Annotated in this window: 19 protein-coding genes; 13 read left to right on the top strand and 6 right to left on the bottom strand. The window is 34.6% G+C overall.

Annotated elements, in window-relative coordinates; translation table 11 throughout:
* Window positions 1-62: 62 nt before the first annotated feature.
* Window positions 63-692 carry a thiamine ABC transporter ATP-binding protein gene (thiQ, locus tag Q1J40_RS01955; RefSeq protein WP_301098351.1) on the bottom strand — a complete coding sequence of 210 codons (630 nt, stop codon included), beginning with the start codon at window positions 690-692 and terminating at the stop codon, window positions 63-65.
* On the bottom strand, window positions 689-2,275 hold the full coding sequence (gene thiP / locus Q1J40_RS01950) for a thiamine/thiamine pyrophosphate ABC transporter permease ThiP (RefSeq protein WP_301098350.1): 1,587 nt from the start codon (window positions 2,273-2,275) through the stop codon (window positions 689-691). The genes thiQ and thiP overlap by 4 nt, the downstream gene beginning before the upstream one ends.
* A gap of 137 nt (window positions 2,276-2,412) precedes the next feature.
* Between thiP and Q1J40_RS01945 the strand changes: the two genes are divergently transcribed.
* The 3 genes from Q1J40_RS01945 (at window position 2,413) to Q1J40_RS01935 (ending at window position 5,773) form a co-directional block, all read left to right on the top strand.
* Window positions 2,413-2,706 carry a YfcZ/YiiS family protein gene (locus tag Q1J40_RS01945; RefSeq protein WP_301098349.1) on the top strand — a complete coding sequence of 98 codons (294 nt, stop codon included), beginning with the start codon at window positions 2,413-2,415 and terminating at the stop codon, window positions 2,704-2,706.
* 114 nt (window positions 2,707-2,820) lie between these two features.
* The gene (uvrD, locus tag Q1J40_RS01940; protein ID WP_301098348.1) at window positions 2,821-5,010 is read left to right on the top strand and encodes a DNA helicase II; all 2,190 of its coding nucleotides are present in this window, start codon (window positions 2,821-2,823) and stop codon (window positions 5,008-5,010) included.
* Window positions 5,011-5,020: 10 nt separating this feature from the next.
* The gene (locus Q1J40_RS01935; protein WP_301098347.1) at window positions 5,021-5,773 is read left to right on the top strand and encodes a class I SAM-dependent methyltransferase; all 753 of its coding nucleotides are present in this window, start codon (window positions 5,021-5,023) and stop codon (window positions 5,771-5,773) included.
* A 416-nt stretch (window positions 5,774-6,189) separates the two neighbouring features.
* Here Q1J40_RS01935 and tsaD read toward each other — a convergent pair whose 3' ends face one another.
* A complete protein-coding gene (gene tsaD / locus Q1J40_RS01930; RefSeq protein ID WP_301098346.1) occupies window positions 6,190-7,224 on the bottom strand; it encodes a tRNA (adenosine(37)-N6)-threonylcarbamoyltransferase complex transferase subunit TsaD in 1,035 nt (344 codons plus the stop codon).
* Window positions 7,225-7,301: 77 nt separating this feature from the next.
* A complete protein-coding gene (locus Q1J40_RS01925) occupies window positions 7,302-8,081 on the bottom strand; it encodes an outer membrane protein assembly factor BamD (RefSeq protein WP_301098345.1) in 780 nt (259 codons plus the stop codon).
* Between the two features lie 324 nt (window positions 8,082-8,405).
* Here Q1J40_RS01925 and rluD point away from each other — a divergent pair, with 324 nt between their 5' ends.
* Complete coding sequence (gene rluD, locus Q1J40_RS01920; protein ID WP_301098344.1) at window positions 8,406-9,383, top strand: 23S rRNA pseudouridine(1911/1915/1917) synthase RluD; 978 nt, start codon at window positions 8,406-8,408, stop codon at window positions 9,381-9,383.
* A 59-nt stretch (window positions 9,384-9,442) separates the two neighbouring features.
* Here rluD and bamE read toward each other — a convergent pair whose 3' ends face one another.
* Entirely contained in the window at window positions 9,443-9,820 is a 378-nt protein-coding gene (gene bamE, locus Q1J40_RS01915; protein WP_301098343.1) for an outer membrane protein assembly factor BamE, read from the bottom strand.
* 64 nt (window positions 9,821-9,884) lie between these two features.
* Complete coding sequence (gene yejK / locus Q1J40_RS01910; RefSeq protein WP_301098342.1) at window positions 9,885-10,886, bottom strand: nucleoid-associated protein YejK; 1,002 nt, start codon at window positions 10,884-10,886, stop codon at window positions 9,885-9,887.
* Between the two features lie 142 nt (window positions 10,887-11,028).
* Here yejK and Q1J40_RS01905 point away from each other — a divergent pair, with 142 nt between their 5' ends.
* The 9 genes from Q1J40_RS01905 to tamA all read left to right on the top strand — a co-directional run bounded on the left by Q1J40_RS01905 (window position 11,029) and on the right by tamA (window position 21,106).
* Window positions 11,029-11,418: a RidA family protein gene (locus tag Q1J40_RS01905; protein WP_301098341.1), complete on the top strand. Its 390-nt coding sequence runs from the start codon at window positions 11,029-11,031 to the stop codon at window positions 11,416-11,418.
* Window positions 11,419-11,426: 8 nt separating this feature from the next.
* Window positions 11,427-12,170 carry a peptidoglycan editing factor PgeF gene (gene pgeF, locus Q1J40_RS01900; RefSeq protein ID WP_301098340.1) on the top strand — a complete coding sequence of 248 codons (744 nt, stop codon included), beginning with the start codon at window positions 11,427-11,429 and terminating at the stop codon, window positions 12,168-12,170.
* A 149-nt stretch (window positions 12,171-12,319) separates the two neighbouring features.
* Window positions 12,320-12,895, top strand: a complete 576-nt coding sequence (gene yihI / locus Q1J40_RS01895) for a Der GTPase-activating protein YihI (RefSeq protein WP_301098339.1) — start codon at window positions 12,320-12,322, stop codon at window positions 12,893-12,895.
* A 2-nt stretch (window positions 12,896-12,897) separates the two neighbouring features.
* Window positions 12,898-13,347 (top strand): DUF2489 domain-containing protein, encoded by a 450-nt coding sequence (locus Q1J40_RS01890; protein ID WP_301098338.1) that lies wholly within the window; start codon window positions 12,898-12,900, stop codon window positions 13,345-13,347.
* A gap of 9 nt (window positions 13,348-13,356) precedes the next feature.
* Window positions 13,357-14,724 carry an oxygen-independent coproporphyrinogen III oxidase gene (gene hemN / locus Q1J40_RS01885; protein ID WP_301098337.1) on the top strand — a complete coding sequence of 456 codons (1,368 nt, stop codon included), beginning with the start codon at window positions 13,357-13,359 and terminating at the stop codon, window positions 14,722-14,724.
* A gap of 75 nt (window positions 14,725-14,799) precedes the next feature.
* A complete protein-coding gene (gene lptD / locus Q1J40_RS01880; RefSeq protein WP_301098336.1) occupies window positions 14,800-17,136 on the top strand; it encodes an LPS assembly protein LptD in 2,337 nt (778 codons plus the stop codon).
* Between the two features lie 154 nt (window positions 17,137-17,290).
* A complete protein-coding gene (gene envC, locus Q1J40_RS01875; protein WP_301098335.1) occupies window positions 17,291-18,475 on the top strand; it encodes a murein hydrolase activator EnvC in 1,185 nt (394 codons plus the stop codon).
* Entirely contained in the window at window positions 18,476-19,324 is an 849-nt protein-coding gene (locus tag Q1J40_RS01870) for a divergent polysaccharide deacetylase family protein (protein ID WP_301098334.1), read from the top strand. It abuts the gene before it with no gap.
* A 66-nt stretch (window positions 19,325-19,390) separates the two neighbouring features.
* Window positions 19,391-21,106, top strand: a complete 1,716-nt coding sequence (tamA, locus tag Q1J40_RS01865) for an autotransporter assembly complex protein TamA (protein ID WP_301098376.1) — start codon at window positions 19,391-19,393, stop codon at window positions 21,104-21,106.
* Window positions 21,107-21,116: the final 10 nt, after the last annotated feature.

Here is a 21,116-nt window from a genome sequence, read left to right as displayed (position 1 = left end):
ATACATTCTTAATCATAAAATGAAGGTAATATATACTTAATTTATTGATTTTTAATATTGAGTCAATTTTTTATTTTTCCTTGTTCTAAAGTGATGACTGTATCAAATAAATTTTTGACTTCATCAAGTTGGTGGGTCACCATCAATAATGTTAGGTTTTGTTCTTCACAGATCTCTTTGACTAACTGTTGTAATTCTTGTCTACGTAAAGGATCAAGAGCAGAAAAAGGTTCATCAAGCAATAGAATTGGTTTATCTCTTAACAATGTTCTAGCAAGCGCTACCCGTTGTTTTTGTCCACCTGAAAGAGAATCAGCACGACGGGAAAGATAATCTCCGATTCCCATTTTATTGGCAATTTCAGTAACTTGTTTTTGCTGTTGAGTATTTAGCTTTAAACTGGATATGAGTGCCAATCCAATATTTTGTTGAACAGTTAAATAGGGAAAAAGGTTATTATCTTGGAATAGCATAGATACAGGGCGAAGTGCTGGCTCTGTGGAAAAATGATTTTCGCCATTTAGCCATAATTCTCCACGATCAGCTTGTTCAAATCCAGCAATCAAATTAAGTAAGGTACTTTTTCCCGCACCACTTTCGCCGACAATGGCAACTCGTTCACCTTTTTTTACCTGTAAATTGAATTGCATGGGGAAATCAGGGTAATCAAACTCTACATTTAAATTAATCATTGGGTATTCTCTTTTTGTTCAATCAATACAAAAGGTAAAAAGGCAAACAGCATCAGTATTAGTGCTGTTACTGAGGCATCTTCCATTCGATAACTTCCTAGCTGTTGATAAAGTAAATAAGGTAAGGTACTAAAGTCGGGGCTTCCAAAGAAAGCGATCACAGAAAAACTTCCTAAACTTGATGCCATAGACAAAGCAAAAGCATTTCTAAGCGGTCGGATTAGGTAATACTTTTCCACAATCCACCAACGTTTTAAGCCTTTTAAACCTAAGCTTGTAGCTAATTTATCGTGAGAAACTAGTGATTTCCACATCGCTGAAAAAATTAAGCGGTAGATGTACGGCAATAACATTAGCCCGTTACAGATTCCGACCAAAATTAATAAGTCAAACGTATTTAGTTCTACATTCATCAATAATAGAAATAATCCAACCGCAAGCATAAAAACAGGCATTATTAATGGATAGGTTGCTACGCTAGATAAGATACTTTGCCCTAGTTTTTTATTTCGGTATGCGAGCTGACGAGCCTCTAAGGCAATGACGTAAGCAATTAAAATAACGATAAAGGATGAAATTAGGCTTAATATTAGTGAGAACAGGGCTGATTTCCATAATAATAGGCTACTTAAGCGAGTGAAGAAATCACCCACCGAGATTCCAACCCAAATCACATTTAATAATGGTACAACAATTGAGGTGGCAATAATAATAAGGATTGCTTGCAATACCCATTTTTTTATCCCCGTCATACGAACTTTCCAGATGATGCCACTTGGTTGTGATTCATCACGGGAATGTGTAAAGGTAAATTTGGTTGCAATATCCATCACAATTTGTAAACCAATGCCGACAACAATTTGTGCCATAATCAGCATCACCGCTTTTGCAAAATCAAACTCGAAAGTGACCGCTTGATAAATTGCAACTTCTAAAGTGCTATATTTTGGTCCTCCACCTAACATCAATACAATCGGGAAACTAGTAAAACATACGAGGAAAATGTTGGTATAGGTATAAGGTAGGATGCTTTTGAGCGTTGGCCACTCAACAATTTTAAAATAATGCCATCCCGTTAAATTTAGTTGTGAAGCCAATTGGTGTTGATTGCTTGGAATAAGATGCAACCCTTCTAAATAATACTTAGTTGCCAAGGGAATATTGAAAAAGAGATGGGCGAGTAAAATACCTTGTAAGCCGTAGAGTTGAAAATCCCACTCAAAGCCAAGGAATTGTACAAATTGAGCAATCCATCCTGCATTTCCCCACACGCCAATAACGGCAAAAATGACGACTAATGAAGGTAATGCCCAAGCAAAAGAGATAATTTTATACAGAAAAGATTTGCCCCAAAAATCTAAATAGAACAAGCTACGAGCGAGTAATATGCCGAGAAATGTCGATAAAATAGCAGAAAGGCTAGCTTGTAATAGACTTTGTTTGAGAATTTGAAATACTTCGCTAAATGACCAATAGGTTTCATTGGTGCGATATTCAAACAATGCCCACAGGCTAAAGCCGTATAGCATTATGATGATGAGATAAATCATCCACGCAGAGAGTTGGATAAATCGACGTAGCATATTTGAATTATTATGATCGACAAAATGAGCCTACTCTACCTGATTTTTATAATAAAGTTAAATCTTGTTCTGACTCAATATTTGCTACTTAATAATTTGATAGACTATTCGTAGTGAATTATGAAAGGAAATGGATTATGACAAAAACATTAAGTGATCAAGTAGAAAGTTGTAAATATGGGTGCAAACCAAAAGATACAGCGATGTTTGATAATGAAGAAAGCCAAGTTATCGTTGAAAATACCTACACAAATGAAGAAGAAGCGCAAAAAACCTTAAAAGGGTTAATTGACAAAGCACGTAATATCGAAAGCGAACCTTGTGATATTCAAAGTGAAATCAAGCAAGTTGAACAAGGATATTTGCTACATTCGGTATTCAATTTTAGTTGCCAAGCTGAAGCGGTAATATTTCAATTATCATTGAGATAAACTTACTGTTAATTTAGATTTTTGTCGTTATAATAGTCTCTACTGTATAAAAAAACATTATTAAAATACCTTGTTTGAATGAGCAAGGTATTCATAAACAACAGAGATATAACGATGGACTTTTCTTTATTACTTGATGGCTTAAACGATAAACAACGAGAAGCAGTTGCTGCACCTAATGGAAATTATTTAGTACTAGCTGGGGCAGGGAGTGGTAAAACTCGCGTGCTGACACATCGTATCGCTTGGCTTATCGGTGTAGAGAATATTCCAGAATCCAACATTTTAGCGGTAACTTTTACTAATAAAGCTGCCGCTGAAATGCGACATCGTATTGAACATACCTTATCTCAATCTACACATCATCGTCTATTTGGAATGTGGGTAGGCACTTTCCATAGCATCGCCAATCGCTTGCTACGCTCTCACTATTTGGATGCCAATCTTCCTCAAGATTTTCAAATTATGGATAGTGAAGATCAGAATCGCCTAATCAAACGTCTCTTAAAATTACACAATATTGATGAAAAACATTTCCCTCCAAAACAAGTGGGCTGGTTTATCAATGCACAAAAAGATAAAGGCTTAAGAGCGAAAGATATCGATCATTCTGAAGATCAAAATACAAAAAAATTAGTGCAAATCTATCAAATCTATCAAGATGCTTGTGATCGAGCAGGGTTATTAGACTTTGCTGAATTGCTGATCCGCACTTATGAATTATTGAAAAATAATCCGCATATCCTCCAACGCTATCAACAACGCTTTCAGCAAATTTTGATCGATGAGTTTCAAGATACCAATAATATCCAATATGATCTGATTCGACTACTCGCAGGCGAAACAGGCAAGGTAATGATTGTGGGTGATGATGATCAATCTATTTATGGTTGGCGTGGGGCGCAAGTTGAGAATATTCAACGCTTTTTAGAAGATTACCCAAATGCACAAACTATTCGACTAGAGCAGAATTATCGTTCAACGGGTAATATCTTAAATGCAGCAAATGGATTGATTTCAAATAACGATAATCGATTAGGTAAAAATTTATGGACGGATAGTGGCGATGGTGATCCCGTTGATATTTATTGTGCCTTTAATGAATTAGATGAAGCTCGATTTGTCGCTTCACAAATTAAGCAATGGAAAGAAGATGAAGGTGAATTGAATCAATGTGCGATACTTTATCGTAGTAATAGCCAATCACGTGTCATTGAAGAAGCCTTAATTCAAGCCAACATCCCTTACCGTATCTATGGCGGTATGCGATTCTTCGAACGTCAAGAAATCAAAGATGCATTAGCTTATTTACGTTTAATCTCTAATCGCCAAGATGACGCCGCCTTTGAACGTGTTATCAATACTCCACCAAGAGGGATTGGTGATCGTACCTTAGAAACATTGCGTCAATTGACTCGTACTCGCCAAGTTACCCTTTGGCAAGCCATTCAAATTGGTGTGCAAGATGAAAATTTATCTGGCAGAGCCGCCTCTGCTTTATTACGTTTTGTGGAGCTCATCAATGCCCTTGAGCAAGAAACCGAACAAATGTCATTATCTGAACAAACTGATTTTGTGATTAAAAAATCAGGCTTATATGAAATGTATAAGCAAGAAAAAGGCGAAAAAGGGGAAGTGAGAATCGAAAACTTGGCGGAGCTAGTCAGTGCGACTAAAGAGTTTGTAAAACCTGAAGAAGCAGAAGATATGAGCGATCTAACCGCTTTCTTAACCCACGCATCGCTAGAAGCTGGTGAAACACAGGCTTCCCCACATCAAGATTATGTGGAATTAATGACATTGCACTCTGCTAAAGGTTTGGAGTTTCCTCGTGTGTTTATTGTCGGGGTAGAAGAAGGTATTTTCCCAAGTGGAATGAGTTTTGATGAAGGGCGTTTACAAGAAGAACGTCGTCTAGCTTACGTTGGTATTACTCGAGCAAAACGAAAATTAACCTTAAGCTATGCGGAAAGTCGTCGATTGTATGGTAAAGAAGAGCGTCACTTACCTTCACGTTTTATTGCAGAATTGCCAGAAAAACATATTCGAGAAGTTAGATTGCGTGGCAATATTAATCGTCCTGCAACGTTTTTTGCAAATAAACAGGTGAAACCGACCGCTAGTATCAGCTCTATGGTTCAAAATGAATGGAAGATGGGGCAAAAAGTAAAACACGCTAAATTTGGTATTGGCACCATTGTTAATGTTGAAGGGAGTGGTGAGCAAACTCGTTTACAGATTGCTTTCGTTAATCAAGGCATAAAATGGCTTATTGCGAAGATGGCAAACTTAGAAAAACAATAGGTTGTAACAGATGCAAAAAAGTATTTACGATAACCCTATTTTTTTCGAACGTTATCTCAAATTGCGAGAAAATCCAATTAGTGTGAATGAAATCATCGAAAAACCAACGATGTTTTCATTATTGCCTAATTTAAAAGGTAAGAAAGTGCTAGACCTTGGTTGTGGGGTAGGTGCTCATTTAGATCATTATCTAGAGTTAGGAGCTAAATTAGTTGTTGGACTAGATCTATCAGAATCGATGCTAGCCGAAGCAAAGGATACATTTGCAAAACATCATCAAGATCCGACCGCTTATAACTTCTATTGTTTGCCTATGGAAGATCTCGATCAAATTGTGGAAGAAGAATTTGATTTTATTACTAGCTCTTTTGCTTTCCATTATATTGAGGATTTCCCTGCATTACTTAATAAAATTTCAAAAAAATTAGTTTCCAATGGGCAACTTATTTTCTCCCAAGAACATCCGATAACAACCTGTTTTAGAGAAGGGAACCGCTGGGAAAAAGATGAAAATAAGCAGCAAGTCGCTTATCGACTTAATTATTATCGCGAAGAAGGGGAGCGAGATAGAAATTGGTTTAAACAATCTTTTAAAACCTATCATCGTACTTTTGCTACATTATGTAATCAACTCATCGAATCTGGATTTATGATTGAAAAAGTTGAAGAGCCAATGTTGCAAGATCTTCCCCAGTGGCATAATGAATTTAAGGATCTTAGACATCGTCCACCGTTGTTATTCATTAAATCGAGAAAAAAATAGGATTTTTGTCCTATTTTTCTATCCACAAAATCTGTGGATAACTTTGTGAGTAACTTTTTTCTAAATGCTCAGATCCTTGATGAACTCTAGACTCTTGGCAATATTATAAAAATTGGCTGTAAAATAACTTTTCATTTAAAATCAATAAGTTAATATTTTTCTAGAGATCGCTATCAAAAATAATAAAAAAAATTATGTATTTATATCTTGACAATTTCAGGCTGTGCAAAACTCATATAGATCTATTTAATTTTTGATTAAAATTAAGTAGATTGAGTATTGAGATACAAGGCATTTGTTATTATTTTAATTGATAAAGAAAAGATCTTAAGCTTGCTTTTAAAAAATTTTGGAGCAAAAAAGATCACTATAATAGAAGATATTTTTATAGTGATCGTTTAAAAAAGATAAAGTTACTAAGCAAAAATACTTGGTAACTCTGTGATTGGCCAACGAGGTTTAACATTGATAGATAGATCGCTATACTCATTATTTTTTAATCGCATAAAACCTGCATAAGCAATCATTGCCCCATTATCTGTGCAGAATTGAGGTCTAGGATAGAAGACTTTTCCTCCTTGTTTTTTCATTAACTCTGCTAAATCAGCTCTCAATTTTTTATTTGCACTAACTCCACCCGCAATAACTAAACGGTTATAACCTGTTTGTTGTAATGCTCTACGACATTTTATAAGTAACGTATCAATAACAGCATCTTGGAATGCATAAGCAATATCACAACGAGTTTGCTCATCTAGATGCCCTTCATTATCTGAGTGGGTATTAATGGTATTTGCTGCAAACGTTTTTAGCCCAGAGAAACTAAAATCAAGCCCTGGTCTATCTGTCATTGGTCGAGGGAAAGTAAATCTATCAGGGTTTCCTTGCTCAGCTAATTTAGCGAGAGCAGCACCTCCTGGATAATCTAACCCTAATAATTTTGCCGTTTTATCAAACGCTTCTCCTGCAGCATCATCAATGGATTCACCTAATAATTCATATTCTCCAATGTTATCTACTTTGACGAGTTGAGTATGCCCACCCGAAACTAATAATGCAATAAATGGAAATTCTGGAGGGGTTTCCTCTAACATAGGAGCTAATAAATGTCCTTCCATATGATTAACTCCAAGAGCTGGTATATTCCATGCATAAGCAAGGGAACGAGCAATAGTTGAACCTACTAATAAAGCCCCTATTAGTCCTGGACCTGAAGTATAGGCAATACCATCAATATCAGAAGCGGTTAGATTAGCTTCTTTTAATGCTGCTTGAATGAGTGGTAATGTTTTGCGGATATGATCGCGAGATGCCAACTCTGGCACAACACCGCCATAATCGGCATGCATTTCGATTTGACTATATAGTTGATTAGCAATAAGTCCATTATCTTCATCAAAAATAGCAACCCCAGTTTCATCACATGAGGTTTCAATACCTAAAATTTTCATTCTGTTTACTCATTCATAAAGGGTATAGGGGCATTATTCGCCCCCATAGCATAAAAAAGGTTTAGTACATGGTAGGTTTAGAATTGTGCACTATAAGATGGTTTTACTATTTTAGGGAAATCTTGATCTTTATCCGCTTCGATCATTTGTGCAACTTTTTGTGCTGAATCAGCAATCTTCATTTTTTCAAAAGATTCTTGTAACAATGGTAATGCATCATGTGCAGCTTTACTGTCAGGATAAAGGCGTATTAGCTCTTGTATACGGTTAGCGGCTGCTACATAAGCATCTCTCTTCATATAAAATTTAACAATCCCAAACTCATGTTCTGCTAAACGATTTTTTAAATAAACCATCCAATTCTGAGCATCTTGAACGTATTGACTTTGAGGATAATGCTGTACAATGGTTTGGAAATTACCATAAGCATTACGAACATTATCCATTGCACGTTTTGAATCATTAACTTTAAAAAAGTCTTGAATCCAATTATCGCTCAAACGAGCATTACTCAAACCTGCAAGATAAAAAACATAATCCATAGAGGCACTATCAGGATAGGTTCTTGCAAATCGCTCGGCGGCATCTAACGCCTTATAATACTCGCCTGATTTATATTGAGCATAAATCATACTTAACTGTATTTGTTCACCATAAGCACCCTCTTGTCCTCGAACATCAATCGCATCTAAGTAACGGATAGCATTATTATAATCGCCATCTTGTAAATAGGTTTGTCCTTGATTGTAAAGATCTTGGGCAGGAATACCTTCAAATTCATTAGTTTCAGAACTTGAGCATCCTGCTATAACTAAACTCGCAAGAGCAAGAGAAAGAAGTGGCGTTAATTTGCGCATAATAATGTACCTATAAAAGTGTTTGCGGGTAAAAGTCAATGTAACCGAATCTGACTTACTATTGTTCGCAAAGTTCATGTAAAAAGTAGTACTATTCTATCGGACATCACTTAATAAGAAAATCATAATTTAATATTTTATCTAAATGAGTTAAAAATGGCTTTACAACAAGTAGTCTAATTTGAGTTAAGTCTATAGAATTGTTTTGAATAAAATTTATTAAGTTTAACTCACTATTATTCACAAAGTTTATATAAAAAATGGTACTATTCATCTTATTAAATATTACTTAATAACAAAACCTTAGTTGGAATTTTATATATAATGACTCAAAAAATTACTTTACAAGCAGAAGTAACCAATGATCTATTGGGAGTAAGACTCGATCAAGCAATAGCACAGCTATTTCCTGATTATTCACGTTCTCGTTTAAAAGTTTGGATAGAAAATAATCAAGTAAGTGTAAATGGTAAAATCATTAATAAACCAAGAGAGAAGGTCTTTGGCGGAGAACTAGTTGAAGTGCAAGCTGAGCTTGAAGATGAAATTCGTTTTGAGCCAGAAGATATTCCTTTAAATATTGTGTATGAAGATGATGATATTTTGGTGATTAATAAACCTAAAGATCTTGTAGTTCATCCTGGTGCAGGCAATCCAAATGGTACCATTCTTAATGCTTTATTGCATTATTATCCTCAAATAGCAGAAGTTCCTAGAGCGGGTATTGTGCATCGCTTAGATAAAGATACAACAGGACTTATGGTTGTGGCCAAAACTGTTCCTGCTCAAACACATTTAGTTACCGCATTACAAAAACGTAAGATCACACGAGAATACGAAGCTGTTGCAAGTGGGGTGATGACGCAGGGAGGCAAAGTAGATGAGCCAATGGCAAGACATCCCACTAAACGTATTGCAATGTCTGTTCATCCAATGGGTAAACCTGCGGTAACTCATTATCGTATTATGGAACGTTTTCGCAACTACACTCGTTTACGTTTAAGATTAGAAACTGGACGTACACACCAAATTCGTGTGCATATGGCTCATATTGCTCATCCATTACTCGGTGATCAACTTTATGGTGGACGCCCGAGACCCCCAAAAGGAGCAAGTGAAGAGTTCCTTTCTGTATTAAGGAATTTTAAACGACAAGCCCTTCATGCTGCAATGTTACGTCTAGAACATCCTATTACAGGGGAGTTAATGGAATGGCATGCCTCACTTCCAGATGACTTTATTGAGTTAATTGAAGCACTTAAAGCAGATTATTTAATGTATAAAGATGAGTTAGATTATTGATTTAAATTCCCGAATATATTTATTAAATATATTCGGGAATAGTTATATCATCTTGTGACTTAAAACCACCCAGAAAACCATCCAGAATTCTGCTTTTCTTGCTCATCAGTAATGGGACTGTCTAATTTAATTTCTTTGACTAAGCCTTTTGAGTCGAAGTAAATTTGTAGAAGATGTTGAATAGGATCATTGTGTCCTTCACGTTTTATAAATACATAATCCCAACGGTCTTTTTCGAACATATTATTGAGTAAAGGTGTTCCGAGGACGTAATGCACTTGCTCTTTATTCATCCCAACTTTTAATAGGTCAATTTTATCTTGTTCTAAATAGTTACCTTGCGGAACATCAATACGATAAACAACTTTTTCTAAAGTAGAACAAGCACTGATGCCTAAAGAAAGAAGCAGTACTGCTACAAGTGATTTCATTTTCATAGTTACATAACCTTTGGTTTCAAATAATTGGTTCGATCATACCGAAAGAGCTTGAAAAATACCATTATTTATTACGCATTAGCTGATCGCGTAAATTTGCAGGTAGTCCTTTGATAGTTAATGTATCGTTTAGTTCATCCCAAATAATGCGCTGATTCAATAAATCTGCATCAAATGTTAGGGTAACACCTTTCCCTGAACCAGAATATTTAGTCAGCGTTTTGAGTGTGTTGCGTACAGGCGGAATCGTTTCTTCTAATCCATATTCTTGAGTAGAGGTAAAGGTCGCAAAATCCTTGTCATTTAAGGTTGGAATAGTAGCGGAAAGCTCTTGTAATGTAATTTCTTCACCTGTATTAATTTGTTCTTTACAATAATCGAATACTTGTTTTTTTACCGCTTGAGTTTGTGATTTATCAAGTTCACCTTGTTCACAATAATCACTCACTGCCTGTAATAATGTTTGGTTTTGTAATTGCGGATTGAGGCCTTCTTCTGCGGAAAGAAAATCCATAAAAAAGTCTGCTACTTTTCTACCTACTCGCCCTTTTATAAAAGTTAAATAACGATTAGATTTTGCATTCATTTTTAATTCAGTCAAATTGATACGGCAAGCTATATCGTATTGGTTAATTTCTAAATATTCAGTACGTTTAATATCTAATTTATCATCCACAAGCATTGAGCTACGACTATCAATCAATGCAACAAATAAATATTCAGTTGCTAGAAAAGTATAGCGGCACAAAATAAATGTACCACCCGATGCAAAAGTATATTTTCCTAGTTCAGAGGCCAGCATTTTTGCACTACTATGGCTAAAAGGTAAAAAATCAGTTTCTTGTTCTAGTAATCGATTAAGTTGTTGAGCAAATACTGATTCGGACTTGAAGACACCATAAGCTTTGGATTTACCTTGGTAGGCTTGATGAAGTTGTAGCATCATCTGTTCTACTTCAGGTGTAATGGTGAGTAAATTATCTCGTAATACAGTAGTTAATTGTGGTGGCTCATCACTAGTTTGGTGGAGTTGATGTAATACAATTTCTGTAACAGTAATGCTCATAAATATTCCTTGCAAGCGGTAAGATTTGCTCATTTTTTTGTAAAAATTATTGATGATTATAGGCTATTTACAAATGAGGTAAAACCTTTCAAACTAGCTTTTGTCTTTATTATGCATCTATATTGAAATTAAGGAGAATTATATGTCAAAAGTTATTCATACTGAAAATGCGCCTAAAGCAATAGGACCTTATGTACAAGCGGTTGATTTAGGTAATTTAGTTTTTACATCAGGGCAAATTCCTGTTGACCCTAAAACAGGTGGAGTGGCAGCAGAGATTGAAAAACAAACTCGCCAATCGTTAGAAAATATCAAAGCAATTATCATCCAAGCTGGTTTAACAGTAGGTGATATTGTAAAAATTACAATATTTTTAAAAGATCTGAATGACTTTAATAAAGTGAATGCAGAATATGAAGCCTTCTTTATTGAAAATAAACATGAAACATTTCCAGCACGCTCTTGTGTAGAAGTTGCACGTTTACCAAAAGACGTGGGTATTGAAATTGAAGCAATCGCTCTAAGAAAATAGGAGAATGTATGAAGTATATTATTCCAACTTGGTCCGTTCCAACGAATATTCAAGCATTAACCACATTGAGAGAAGGAGGCGTTAGTGAGCTACCTTTTGATAGCTTTAATTTAGGTGATCATGTTGGAGATATACCAGAGTCTGTTCTAATGAATAGAAAACAGTTAGTAGAGCAGGCTCAATTGCCTCATTTTCCTACTTTCTTAACTCAAACCCACAGCACCAAAGTCCTCACTTTACCATACGAGGGTAATGATTTAGAAGCTGATGCGGTTTACACTGATCAGCCCAACCAAGTTTGTTTAGTGATGACAGCTGATTGTTTGCCAGTACTATTTTGCAGTAAAGATGGCACAGAAATTGCAGCTGCTCATGCAGGTTGGCGAGGTTTATGTGATGGTGTATTAGAAGAAACAGTTGCGAAGTTTAAATCATCTCCTCCAAATATTTCCGCATGGTTTGGACCTGCCATTGGGCCTTCTATTTTTCAGGTTGGTAATGAAGTCAGGGAGCAGTTTTGTGCGGTTGATTCAAAGGCAAATCTTGCTTTTGTTGAAGATAAAACTGCAAGCGGTAAGTTCCTTTGTAATATTTACCAATTAGCTCAGCAACGGTTGAATAAATTAGGTATTACTGATATTACGGGTGGCGAACATTGCACTTATAGTGAGAGTCAATCTTTCTTTTCTTATCGTCGAGATGGTAAAACAGGGAGAATGGCAACATTGATATGGAGAAGAGAAGTGGAATAATTGTTTATACATTGATAAGTAGTCAATTTTATAAACAGTAAATAAATTGAGAGATCTCATCGCTTACAGTATTCATTATTCCTCGTTTTTCATTCCTCTTAGTTAATGATACAATCGATCACTATTTTCATTACTACTATAAAGAGACTATGAGTCGTACAAAAAAAACACGTCGTATAACAGATGTTATGCCGATTAGGAAAGCAGATAAATCGTTGGAGATTGTTCATCCTACCACAAAAAAACGTAAACCAACTCGTTATGAATTAGATCTTCAATCAAGAGAAGAAAAGAAGAAAAAAAAACATAAAGGATTACCTTCTGGATCGCGTTTTAATGATGGTTCTGAACAAAAAAAAGGAATGGGAAAAGAGATAAAAGATCCGCGCATTGGTAGTCGTAAAAAAGTGCCACTTATGGTCGAGTTTGTGAATAAACCAGAAAAGGGTAAGGTTATTCCTAAGGTAGACATTATTCCAAAAAAAGCACCACTTTTGCCAGAAATCGAATTAGAACAATTAGAAAATAATGAGTGCCTAAATCAACTTTTAGATGATTTAGAGACGGGTAAAAGATTATCTGCTAATGATCAAAAATTTGTAGATGAATGTTTAGATCGAGTTCATCAATTAATGGAAGAACTGGGTATTCAAGATGAAGAAGAGAGCGAAGAAGATTTATTACGTCAATTTGAAACATTAGATATTAATAAATTTCGTGAATAATTATGTTTAGATTTTTTTTAATCGTATTAGCAGTTTTGATTGTTGTTTCAATGGCAGGTTATGCTATTAGTTTATTCATGAAATTAAATCAGAATAAGAACAAACTAAAGCTGGCTCAACATGAACGTTATTATAAGGTTAGTGAAAGCATTGAGATTATTGCTAAAGCGATGCTAAGTGATCAATGTGATCTTTCTGAAGGTGTATTACGTTTAAAACCTTTGCTTGATGTATTAGGAAAATCACTGAAAAATTTTCCAGCAATGTGGGAGCTATATCAAGTTGTTGAAGATATGCCTATTTTGGATGCACGAAAACAATTAAAACGTAACGAGAGAATGAAGCTTGATTTAGAAAGAGAATCTAAAGAAGTAGAATTAGAAGAAAAAATTAAAATTGAATTATATCAGCTCATAATCGAGATTGAACAATTTAAAAAAGTATTGAAGTAGGTTATCTATATGTCAGAAATTATTTGGGATCTGAATCTTATTCAGAAATATAATCAATCAGGCCCTCGTTATACTTCTTATCCGACTGCATTGGAGTTTAACGAATCGTATAATGACGATGATTTTAAGATTGCAGCAGCTCAATATCCAAATAAACCGTTATCTCTGTATGTTCATATTCCTTTTTGCCATAAGCTTTGTTATTTTTGTGCATGCAATAAGATTATTACTCGACACAAGCATAAAGTGGATACGTATTTGGATTATCTAGAAAAAGAAATTCGTTATAGAGCTCCTCTTTTTGAAAATAGAATAGTGACTCAAATACATTGGGGGGGGGGGACACCAACTTATTTAGATGAAGATCAATCTTTACGCTTGATGGCTATGCTCAGAAAACACTTTAATATCAGTGAACAAGCTGAAATTAGTATTGAGATGGATCCGCGTGAAATCGAATTAAGTATGCTAGATCATCTGCGAGAGATTGGATTTAATCGTATTAGCATGGGTATCCAAGATTTCAATAAAGAAGTACAAAAATTAGTAAATAGAGAGCAAGATGAAGACTTTATTTTTGCATTGATGAAACGTGCCCAAGAGTTAAAGTTTGTTTCAACCAATATCGATTTAATTTATGGATTACCTAATCAAACAGTTGATAGCTTTATGTTTACCCTACAAAAGGTTGTTGAGCTTAATCCAGATAGAATGAGTATATTTAACTATGCGCACTTACCTAGTCGCTTCGCAGCTCAAATAAAAATTAAAGATGAAATGTTACCTAAGCCTGAAACAAAGTTAGAAATCCTACAGAAAACAATCGAAACTTTGAGTAATTCTGGTTATCAATTTATTGGTATGGATCATTTCGCAAAACCGACTGATGAATTAGCGGTTGCTCAAAAGAATGGTGTTTTACATCGTAATTTCCAAGGATACACTACACAAGAAGATGCTGATCTGTTAGGTATGGGGGTTTCTGCTATCAGTTTACTTGGTGATAGTTATGCTCAAAATCATAAAGAATTAAAACAATATTACACTGAAGTTGAGAATAGAGGCATTGCTTTGCATAAAGGGTTGGTAATGACTAAAGATGACTGCTTAAGGAGAGATGTCATTAAAGCGTTAATTTGTAATTTTCAATTAGAGTACGCAAAAGTTGAAAAGATTTATGGAATTGATTTTAAAAAATATTTTGCTGAGGATTTATCTTTATTAGCACCTTTAGCAAGAGATGGGCTATTAGAAATTGATTCAAAATCTATTTCAGTGACATCTCGAGGACGTTTACTTATTCGTAATATTTGCATGTGCTTTGATATTTATTCAAGACAACAGGCTAAAAGACAACAGTTTTCAAGAATTATTTAATATGAACTGCTTTATATGAGCGGTTAGATAAATGGATTTTAATACTTTATACGTTATTAATGACAGGACAATGTTATGAAACAACACCATTATAGTCTCCTTACCATGTCAATCATTGGTGCTTTTTATAGCAATAATGCCATGGCTGACCTTATGGCTCAATGTTTAGCTGGCGTACCTCAATTTCGAGGTGAAATTGTACAAACTGGCGATCAAACTCAATTACCCATCTATATTGAAGCAGATCGAGCTTTAATTAATCAGCCCACAGATGCAACTTATACTGGTGATGTAAGTATCAAGCAGGGTATGAGAATGGTATTAGCGGATGAGGTAAAAGTTGAGCAACGAGATAAGCAATCTCGAATTGCTTATTTGAATGGTAATTTTAATTATCAAGATAATTTGATTAATGCAAAGGGTACTAATGCAACACTTAATTTACTGAGTAAAGATGCTAATTTTAATAATGCAGATTATCAATTAGTGGGCCGTCAAGGACGAGGAACCGCAGAAGATGTTGCAGTAGAAGATGACAAACGAGTCATGAGAAATGCTACTTTTACTTCGTGTTTACCAAATGATGAATCTTGGTCAATAGAAGCCAATGAGATGATTCAACATGTGTCAGATGAATATGCTGAATTATGGCATGCTCGTTTTAAAATTGGTGGTGTACCAATATTTTACTTTCCATACATCCAATTCCCAATTGGTGACCGCCGTCGTTCAGGTCTATTAATTCCGAGCGTAGGTCATTCTAGTCGAGAAGGATATTTTTATTCTCAACCAATTTATTGGAATATTGCTCCAAATTTAGATGCGACATTAACACCAACTTACTATACTCGTAGAGGATGGCAGTTGAGTCCAGAGTTTCGATATCTTACGACTTTTGGTGAAGGTAAGGTCGCAGCCGAATATATGAAAAAAGATAGATTATCTGATTGGGTTGATAAAAATAAATCTCGCCATCTATTATTTTGGCAACATCAAGCAAATTTTTTAACCCATTGGCGTTTTTCTGCAGATTACACACGTGTAAGTGATAATCGTTATTTCGCTGACTTTGATTCAGAGTATGGGAGTAGAACTGATGGTTATGCTACACAAAATTTTAAGCTTGGCTATTACCAACCAAATTATAATTTATCTATTATGGCTAAGCGTTTTCAAACATTTGATAATTCAGGTATAAAACCTTATCGGGTTTTTCCTCAGATCGATTTTCATTATTACAAGAACGATCTAATTAAAAATGGTGATTTCTCATTTTTTGGGCAAGTTAGCCGATTTGATAATGATAGTCATAGTATGCCTACAGCATGGCGTTTTCATGTTGAACCTACTATCAATTTTCCTTTTGTAAATAATTTAGGTAGTTTAAATATAGAAACTAAATTATATACAACACATTATTTACAAAAAAAGGGGAAAGCAGAGGATGCAAGCGACATTAAAAAACATATTACTCGTGTATTGCCTCAATTTAAATTAGATTTAAAAACAACGCTAGAATCGGAAAAGCAACTGGTTGCAGGATTTACTCAAGTATTGGAACCTCAGGTACAATATCTATATCGTCCATATAAAAATCAAAAAGATATTGGTTCTCAAGATAGAGATACAGTTGGTTTGGGTTATGATTCTGCATTATTACAACAAGACTATTTTGCTTTATTTAATGATCGTCGTTACAGTGGGCTTGATAGAATTTCATCAGCAAACCAAATTACCGTCGGTGGTACAACTCGCTTCTTTGATGATGAAACAGGGTTAGAGATATTTAATTTTAGTGCTGGACAAATTTATTATTTAAGTTCTTCTAAGATAGATGATTCTAGTAGAAATAGAACATTTCATAGTTCATCGTCTTGGTCATTAGAATCCAATTGGAAGTTCCATAAAGATTGGAATTGGCGAGGTAGTTATCAGTATGACACAACATTGAATGAAACAGCATTGGCTAATATGTCGTTACAATATAAACCATCACAAAATAATCTTGTTCAATTAAATTATAGATATGCAAGTGAAAATTATATCGATCAAAATTTAGGAACTAATCGTTATAATCAAGATATTAAGCAACTTGGTGCTGTTATTGGATGGCAACTTAATGATAATGTGAGTTTTATGATTTCCCATTATCATGATATAGCATTACAAAAGTCAGTAGAAAGTCAATTTGGGGTAACATACAGTTCATGTTGTTGGAATGTATCGCTTTATACTGCTCGTCATTTAATTGCGACGCCACAAGGAAAATCTGATTCAATTAATGATGTTTATTATGATAACCGATTTGGTATTAATTTCGAATTACGTTTGGGTAATAATTATAGTAGCGGTTTAGATAAGCTATTGAGTAAAGGTATCATTCCTTATCAAGAGGCATTTAATATCAATTAATTAAAAGAGCACACGACTATAATATGCTTGTGTGCTTTCTCCTCAAATTATTTTATTAATATTTAATTTTGCTTAACGTTTTCTATCTATAGATATAGAAATTATTATTGGTATTACGTGTTTTTATTTTATTAAAGGATTTTTTGTGAATGTGATGAAGTTCAAATATAGTTACTCTCTTTTATTATGTTTATTTGGTGCTAGTAGTGGTATTGCTTATAGTGCAGATTTATCACAATTACAGAAGCAAATTAATCAGCAACAACAGAAAATTAATCAACAACAAAAAGAACGGGATTCATTACAGTCAACATTAAAAAAACAAGAACTTCAAATTGGCCAAATTGACACTAATTTAAAGAAGATTGAAAGTAATATTAGCGAGATTCGTAAGACAATTAAAACAACAGAGCAAGAAATTCAAAAATTAGAGCAACAGGAATTACAACAAAAAGAGAAGTTACAAGAGCAATTAGATTCGGCTTACCGTTCAGGAATTCATCCTTCTACTCTAGAGCGTTTATTTTCTAAACCAGCTAAGGATGCAGACAGAATGGGGGCTTATTATGAACACATTAATAAAGTGAGAATTGATGCAATTAATGAATTACATCGTATTCAGTCAGAATTAAAAACTCGTCGAGATGATCTTAATGCTCAACAAGCAGCTCAGCAAGCCCAATTATCTGAACAGAAGAAGCAAGAAAGTGAATTGAAAAAAACGAAAGCTAAGCGAGAAAGTACTATTAGATCAATTGATAAAACATTAGTTGCTGATAAGAACCGTTTACAAGTACTTAAAAATAATGAAGCAATATTACGCCGCCAAATTGAGCAAGCGATGAAAGAGGCTGAGAAAAAAGAACAACAAGAAATTGCTCTGCTAGATAAAAAGAAGAAAAGTGAAGGTAAACCTAAAGCAACAGAGCAAGAAAAACAACAAGTTAGAGCTGGTTCGGGTTTATCGGGAAAATATAATATGCCAATTAATGGCAAGATTGTGAATCATTTTGGCTCACCTCAGATTGGTGAACTTAAATGGGATGCAATAGTGATCGAAGCCAAAACAGGTACCCCAGTTAAAGCTATTACAGATGGAAGAGTTGTTTTAGCAAGCTGGTTACAAGGTTATGGCCAGTTAGTGGCAATTGATCATGGTAAGGGATATATGTCATTCTATGGGTACAACCAATCAATTGCAGTTAAAAAAGATAGTCGTGTGAAGGCGGGACAGACTATCGCTTATGTCGGAAATTCAGGAGGGCAAGATCGATCAGCCCTTTATTTTGCTATTCGTCGTAAAGGAGTGGCAGTCAATCCTTTAAATTGGGTTAAATAAATGAACAAAATAAATTATAAGCAGTTAGTTTATGTCGTTTTTTTACAAATTATCGTATTTATTTCTCCATCAGTATTAGCTGGTCAATTAGCAATTGTTATTGATGATATTGGTTATCGAAATAAAGAAGATTTGGCAATTTATGAATTACCAAAAGAAGTTAATATTGCTATTATCCCTTCAGCTCCTCATGCTGCTGATAGAGCAAAAAAAGCTTTTGAACAAGGGCGTGATATTTTAATTCATTTACCTATGCAACCAAAGAATAGCGCTGTTCTTGTTGAAGCGGGCGCATTAACTGTTGGAATGAATGAAGATAAAATAAAACATTTAGTTGAATTTTCTAGAGTTAGAGTACCTTATGCAATTGGATTAAATAATCATATGGGGAGTGGAGCAACATCAGATAGGAAAACGATGGAATATTTAATGAAGGTACTTTCTTCGCAACAATTATTTTTTCTCGATAGTAAGACAGTAGGAGATAGTGTAGCTTATAAAGTAGCTAAAGAATTTGGAGTAAATGCATTGGAGCGGAATATTTTTTTAGATAATAGTGATGAGTTATCTGATGTACAACACCAATTTAATAGCGCAATCAATTATGCTAGAAAACATGGTTTGGCTATCATGATAGGCCACCCTAGAAAAAACAGTATTAGTGTACTAAAAAAAGGGATAGCTCATTTACCTAGTGATATTGAATTAGTGAAGATAGGCACATTATGGAGAAATGAAAAAATAGAGCCTAAGAGACCTTTTATTACTTTGTTTGATGTAGAACCTGCATCAACATCTGTTCCACCTTTTGAGTCAGTTCCGATGCTGAGAGGATTACCTAAAGAGTAAAAGTTTATGAAAATACAATATTCTATTGTGAGTAAAATAAAAAAAGTTTCTGTGATTAGTTTTTGTATGACTACGTTCTTTTCTTCAAGCATAAGTGCTGAGCAGACAGTGTTACTTAAAATTGAAGGAGTTAAGGATAAAGATTTATCAACTAATATTAGGATTTATTTATCTCAATTAAGTAATGATGAAGCAGATGGTTCTGAACGTTACCAGTCTCTCGTGCAGAATAAGGTTGATAAAGCGCTCAGAGCAAAGGGGTATTATAATACTAAGTATCATTTTTCCATCATTCCTCGTCCTCGACCTCAAAAGGATTTATTGATGTTAAATATTACATTAGATGAGCCTGTTAAACTAGATCAAAGAGATGTTCAGTTATCAGGGATGGCAAAAGATGATAAGGACTTTATTCAATTAATTGATAGTGAGATTCCACCTAAAGGAGAGATATTAAATCATCAGACTTATGATGATTTTAAAGGAAGTATGGAAAAATTGGCATCTTCAAAAGGATATTTTGATGCAGAATGGAGCGTTCATCGATTAGAAGTCTATCCTTCAGAGCATGTTGCTGACTGGCGATTAGCTTATCAAAGTGGTGTGCGTTATCGCTATGGGGATATCTCATTTAAAAACTCACAGATTCGCGAGGATTATCTGCGTAATATATTACGTATCAAACAAGGAGATTATTATTATATAAATGATCTTTCTAAACTTTCTAGCGATTTTTCCTCAAGCAACTGGTTCAATTCAGTACTTGTTGAGCCAGCAATAGATAGTGAACAAAAAAATGTTGCTCTCAATGTATTACTTCAACCTCGAAAGAAAAATAATGTTGAATTAGGAATAGGTTATGAAAGTGACGTGGGGCCTCGATTCCAAATGCGTTGGCAAAAACCATGGATTAATAATCGTGGACATAGTATTGAGACATCATTGCATGTATCAAAACCTGAGCAACAAATTGAATTTGGGTATAAAATTCCAGTAAAAGAGCAGCCGATTGATTATTTTTATGAAATTACTGCAGGGGCAGAACGAGAGGATCTTAATGATACTGAATTTACGGGTGCTCATCTTGGAGTCCAACGTTTTTGGAATCATGAAACTGGATGGGCATTTTCTTTAGGTGCAAAGGCTCGTTATGATTCGTTTAAACAAGGTGATGATGAGAGAAATAAAACATTTTTGTTGTACTCAACTGCATCTATAAATCGTACAAGAACTGATGGAAGTAGATTTCCATTATGGGGTGATGCTCAGCATTTGACTGTAAACTGGGGTAATAAAATTTGGGGATCTGATGTCAACTTTTATACGATTAAGGCTTCTACGGTTTGGATTAGAACTTTTAAAAATAACCATCGTATTTATCTACGAGGTGAAATTGGATATTTAAAAACAGGTGAGTTTGATCGTATCCCACCTATATTACGCTATTTTGCAGGAGGAGATCGTAGTGTAAGAGGATTTGGTTATAAAGATATTTCTCCACGTAATTCATCAGGCAAGTTAATAGGTGGCTCGCATCTGGCGACAGCAACAGCTGAGTATCAATATCAAGTTTATCCGAATTGGTGGGCTGCAACTTTTTATGATACGGGTTTAGCAGCTAAAAGTTATTCTATGAGTGAATTACATTCTGGTGTTGGTGTTGGCGTAAGATGGGCATCGCCTATTGGGTCAATTAAGCTTGATATAGCAACACCAGTGAAAAGTCCAAGTAGTGATAAAAAAGGTGTTCAATTTTATATTGGCATAGGTTCAGAATTATAATAATTTCGTT

Source organism: Otariodibacter sp. (assembly GCF_029256985.1).
In the GTDB taxonomy this organism is placed as follows: domain Bacteria; phylum Pseudomonadota; class Gammaproteobacteria; order Enterobacterales; family Pasteurellaceae; genus Otariodibacter.
The sequence above is the reverse complement of the archived record's forward strand: the minus strand, read 5'-3'. Positions and strand labels throughout refer to the sequence as shown.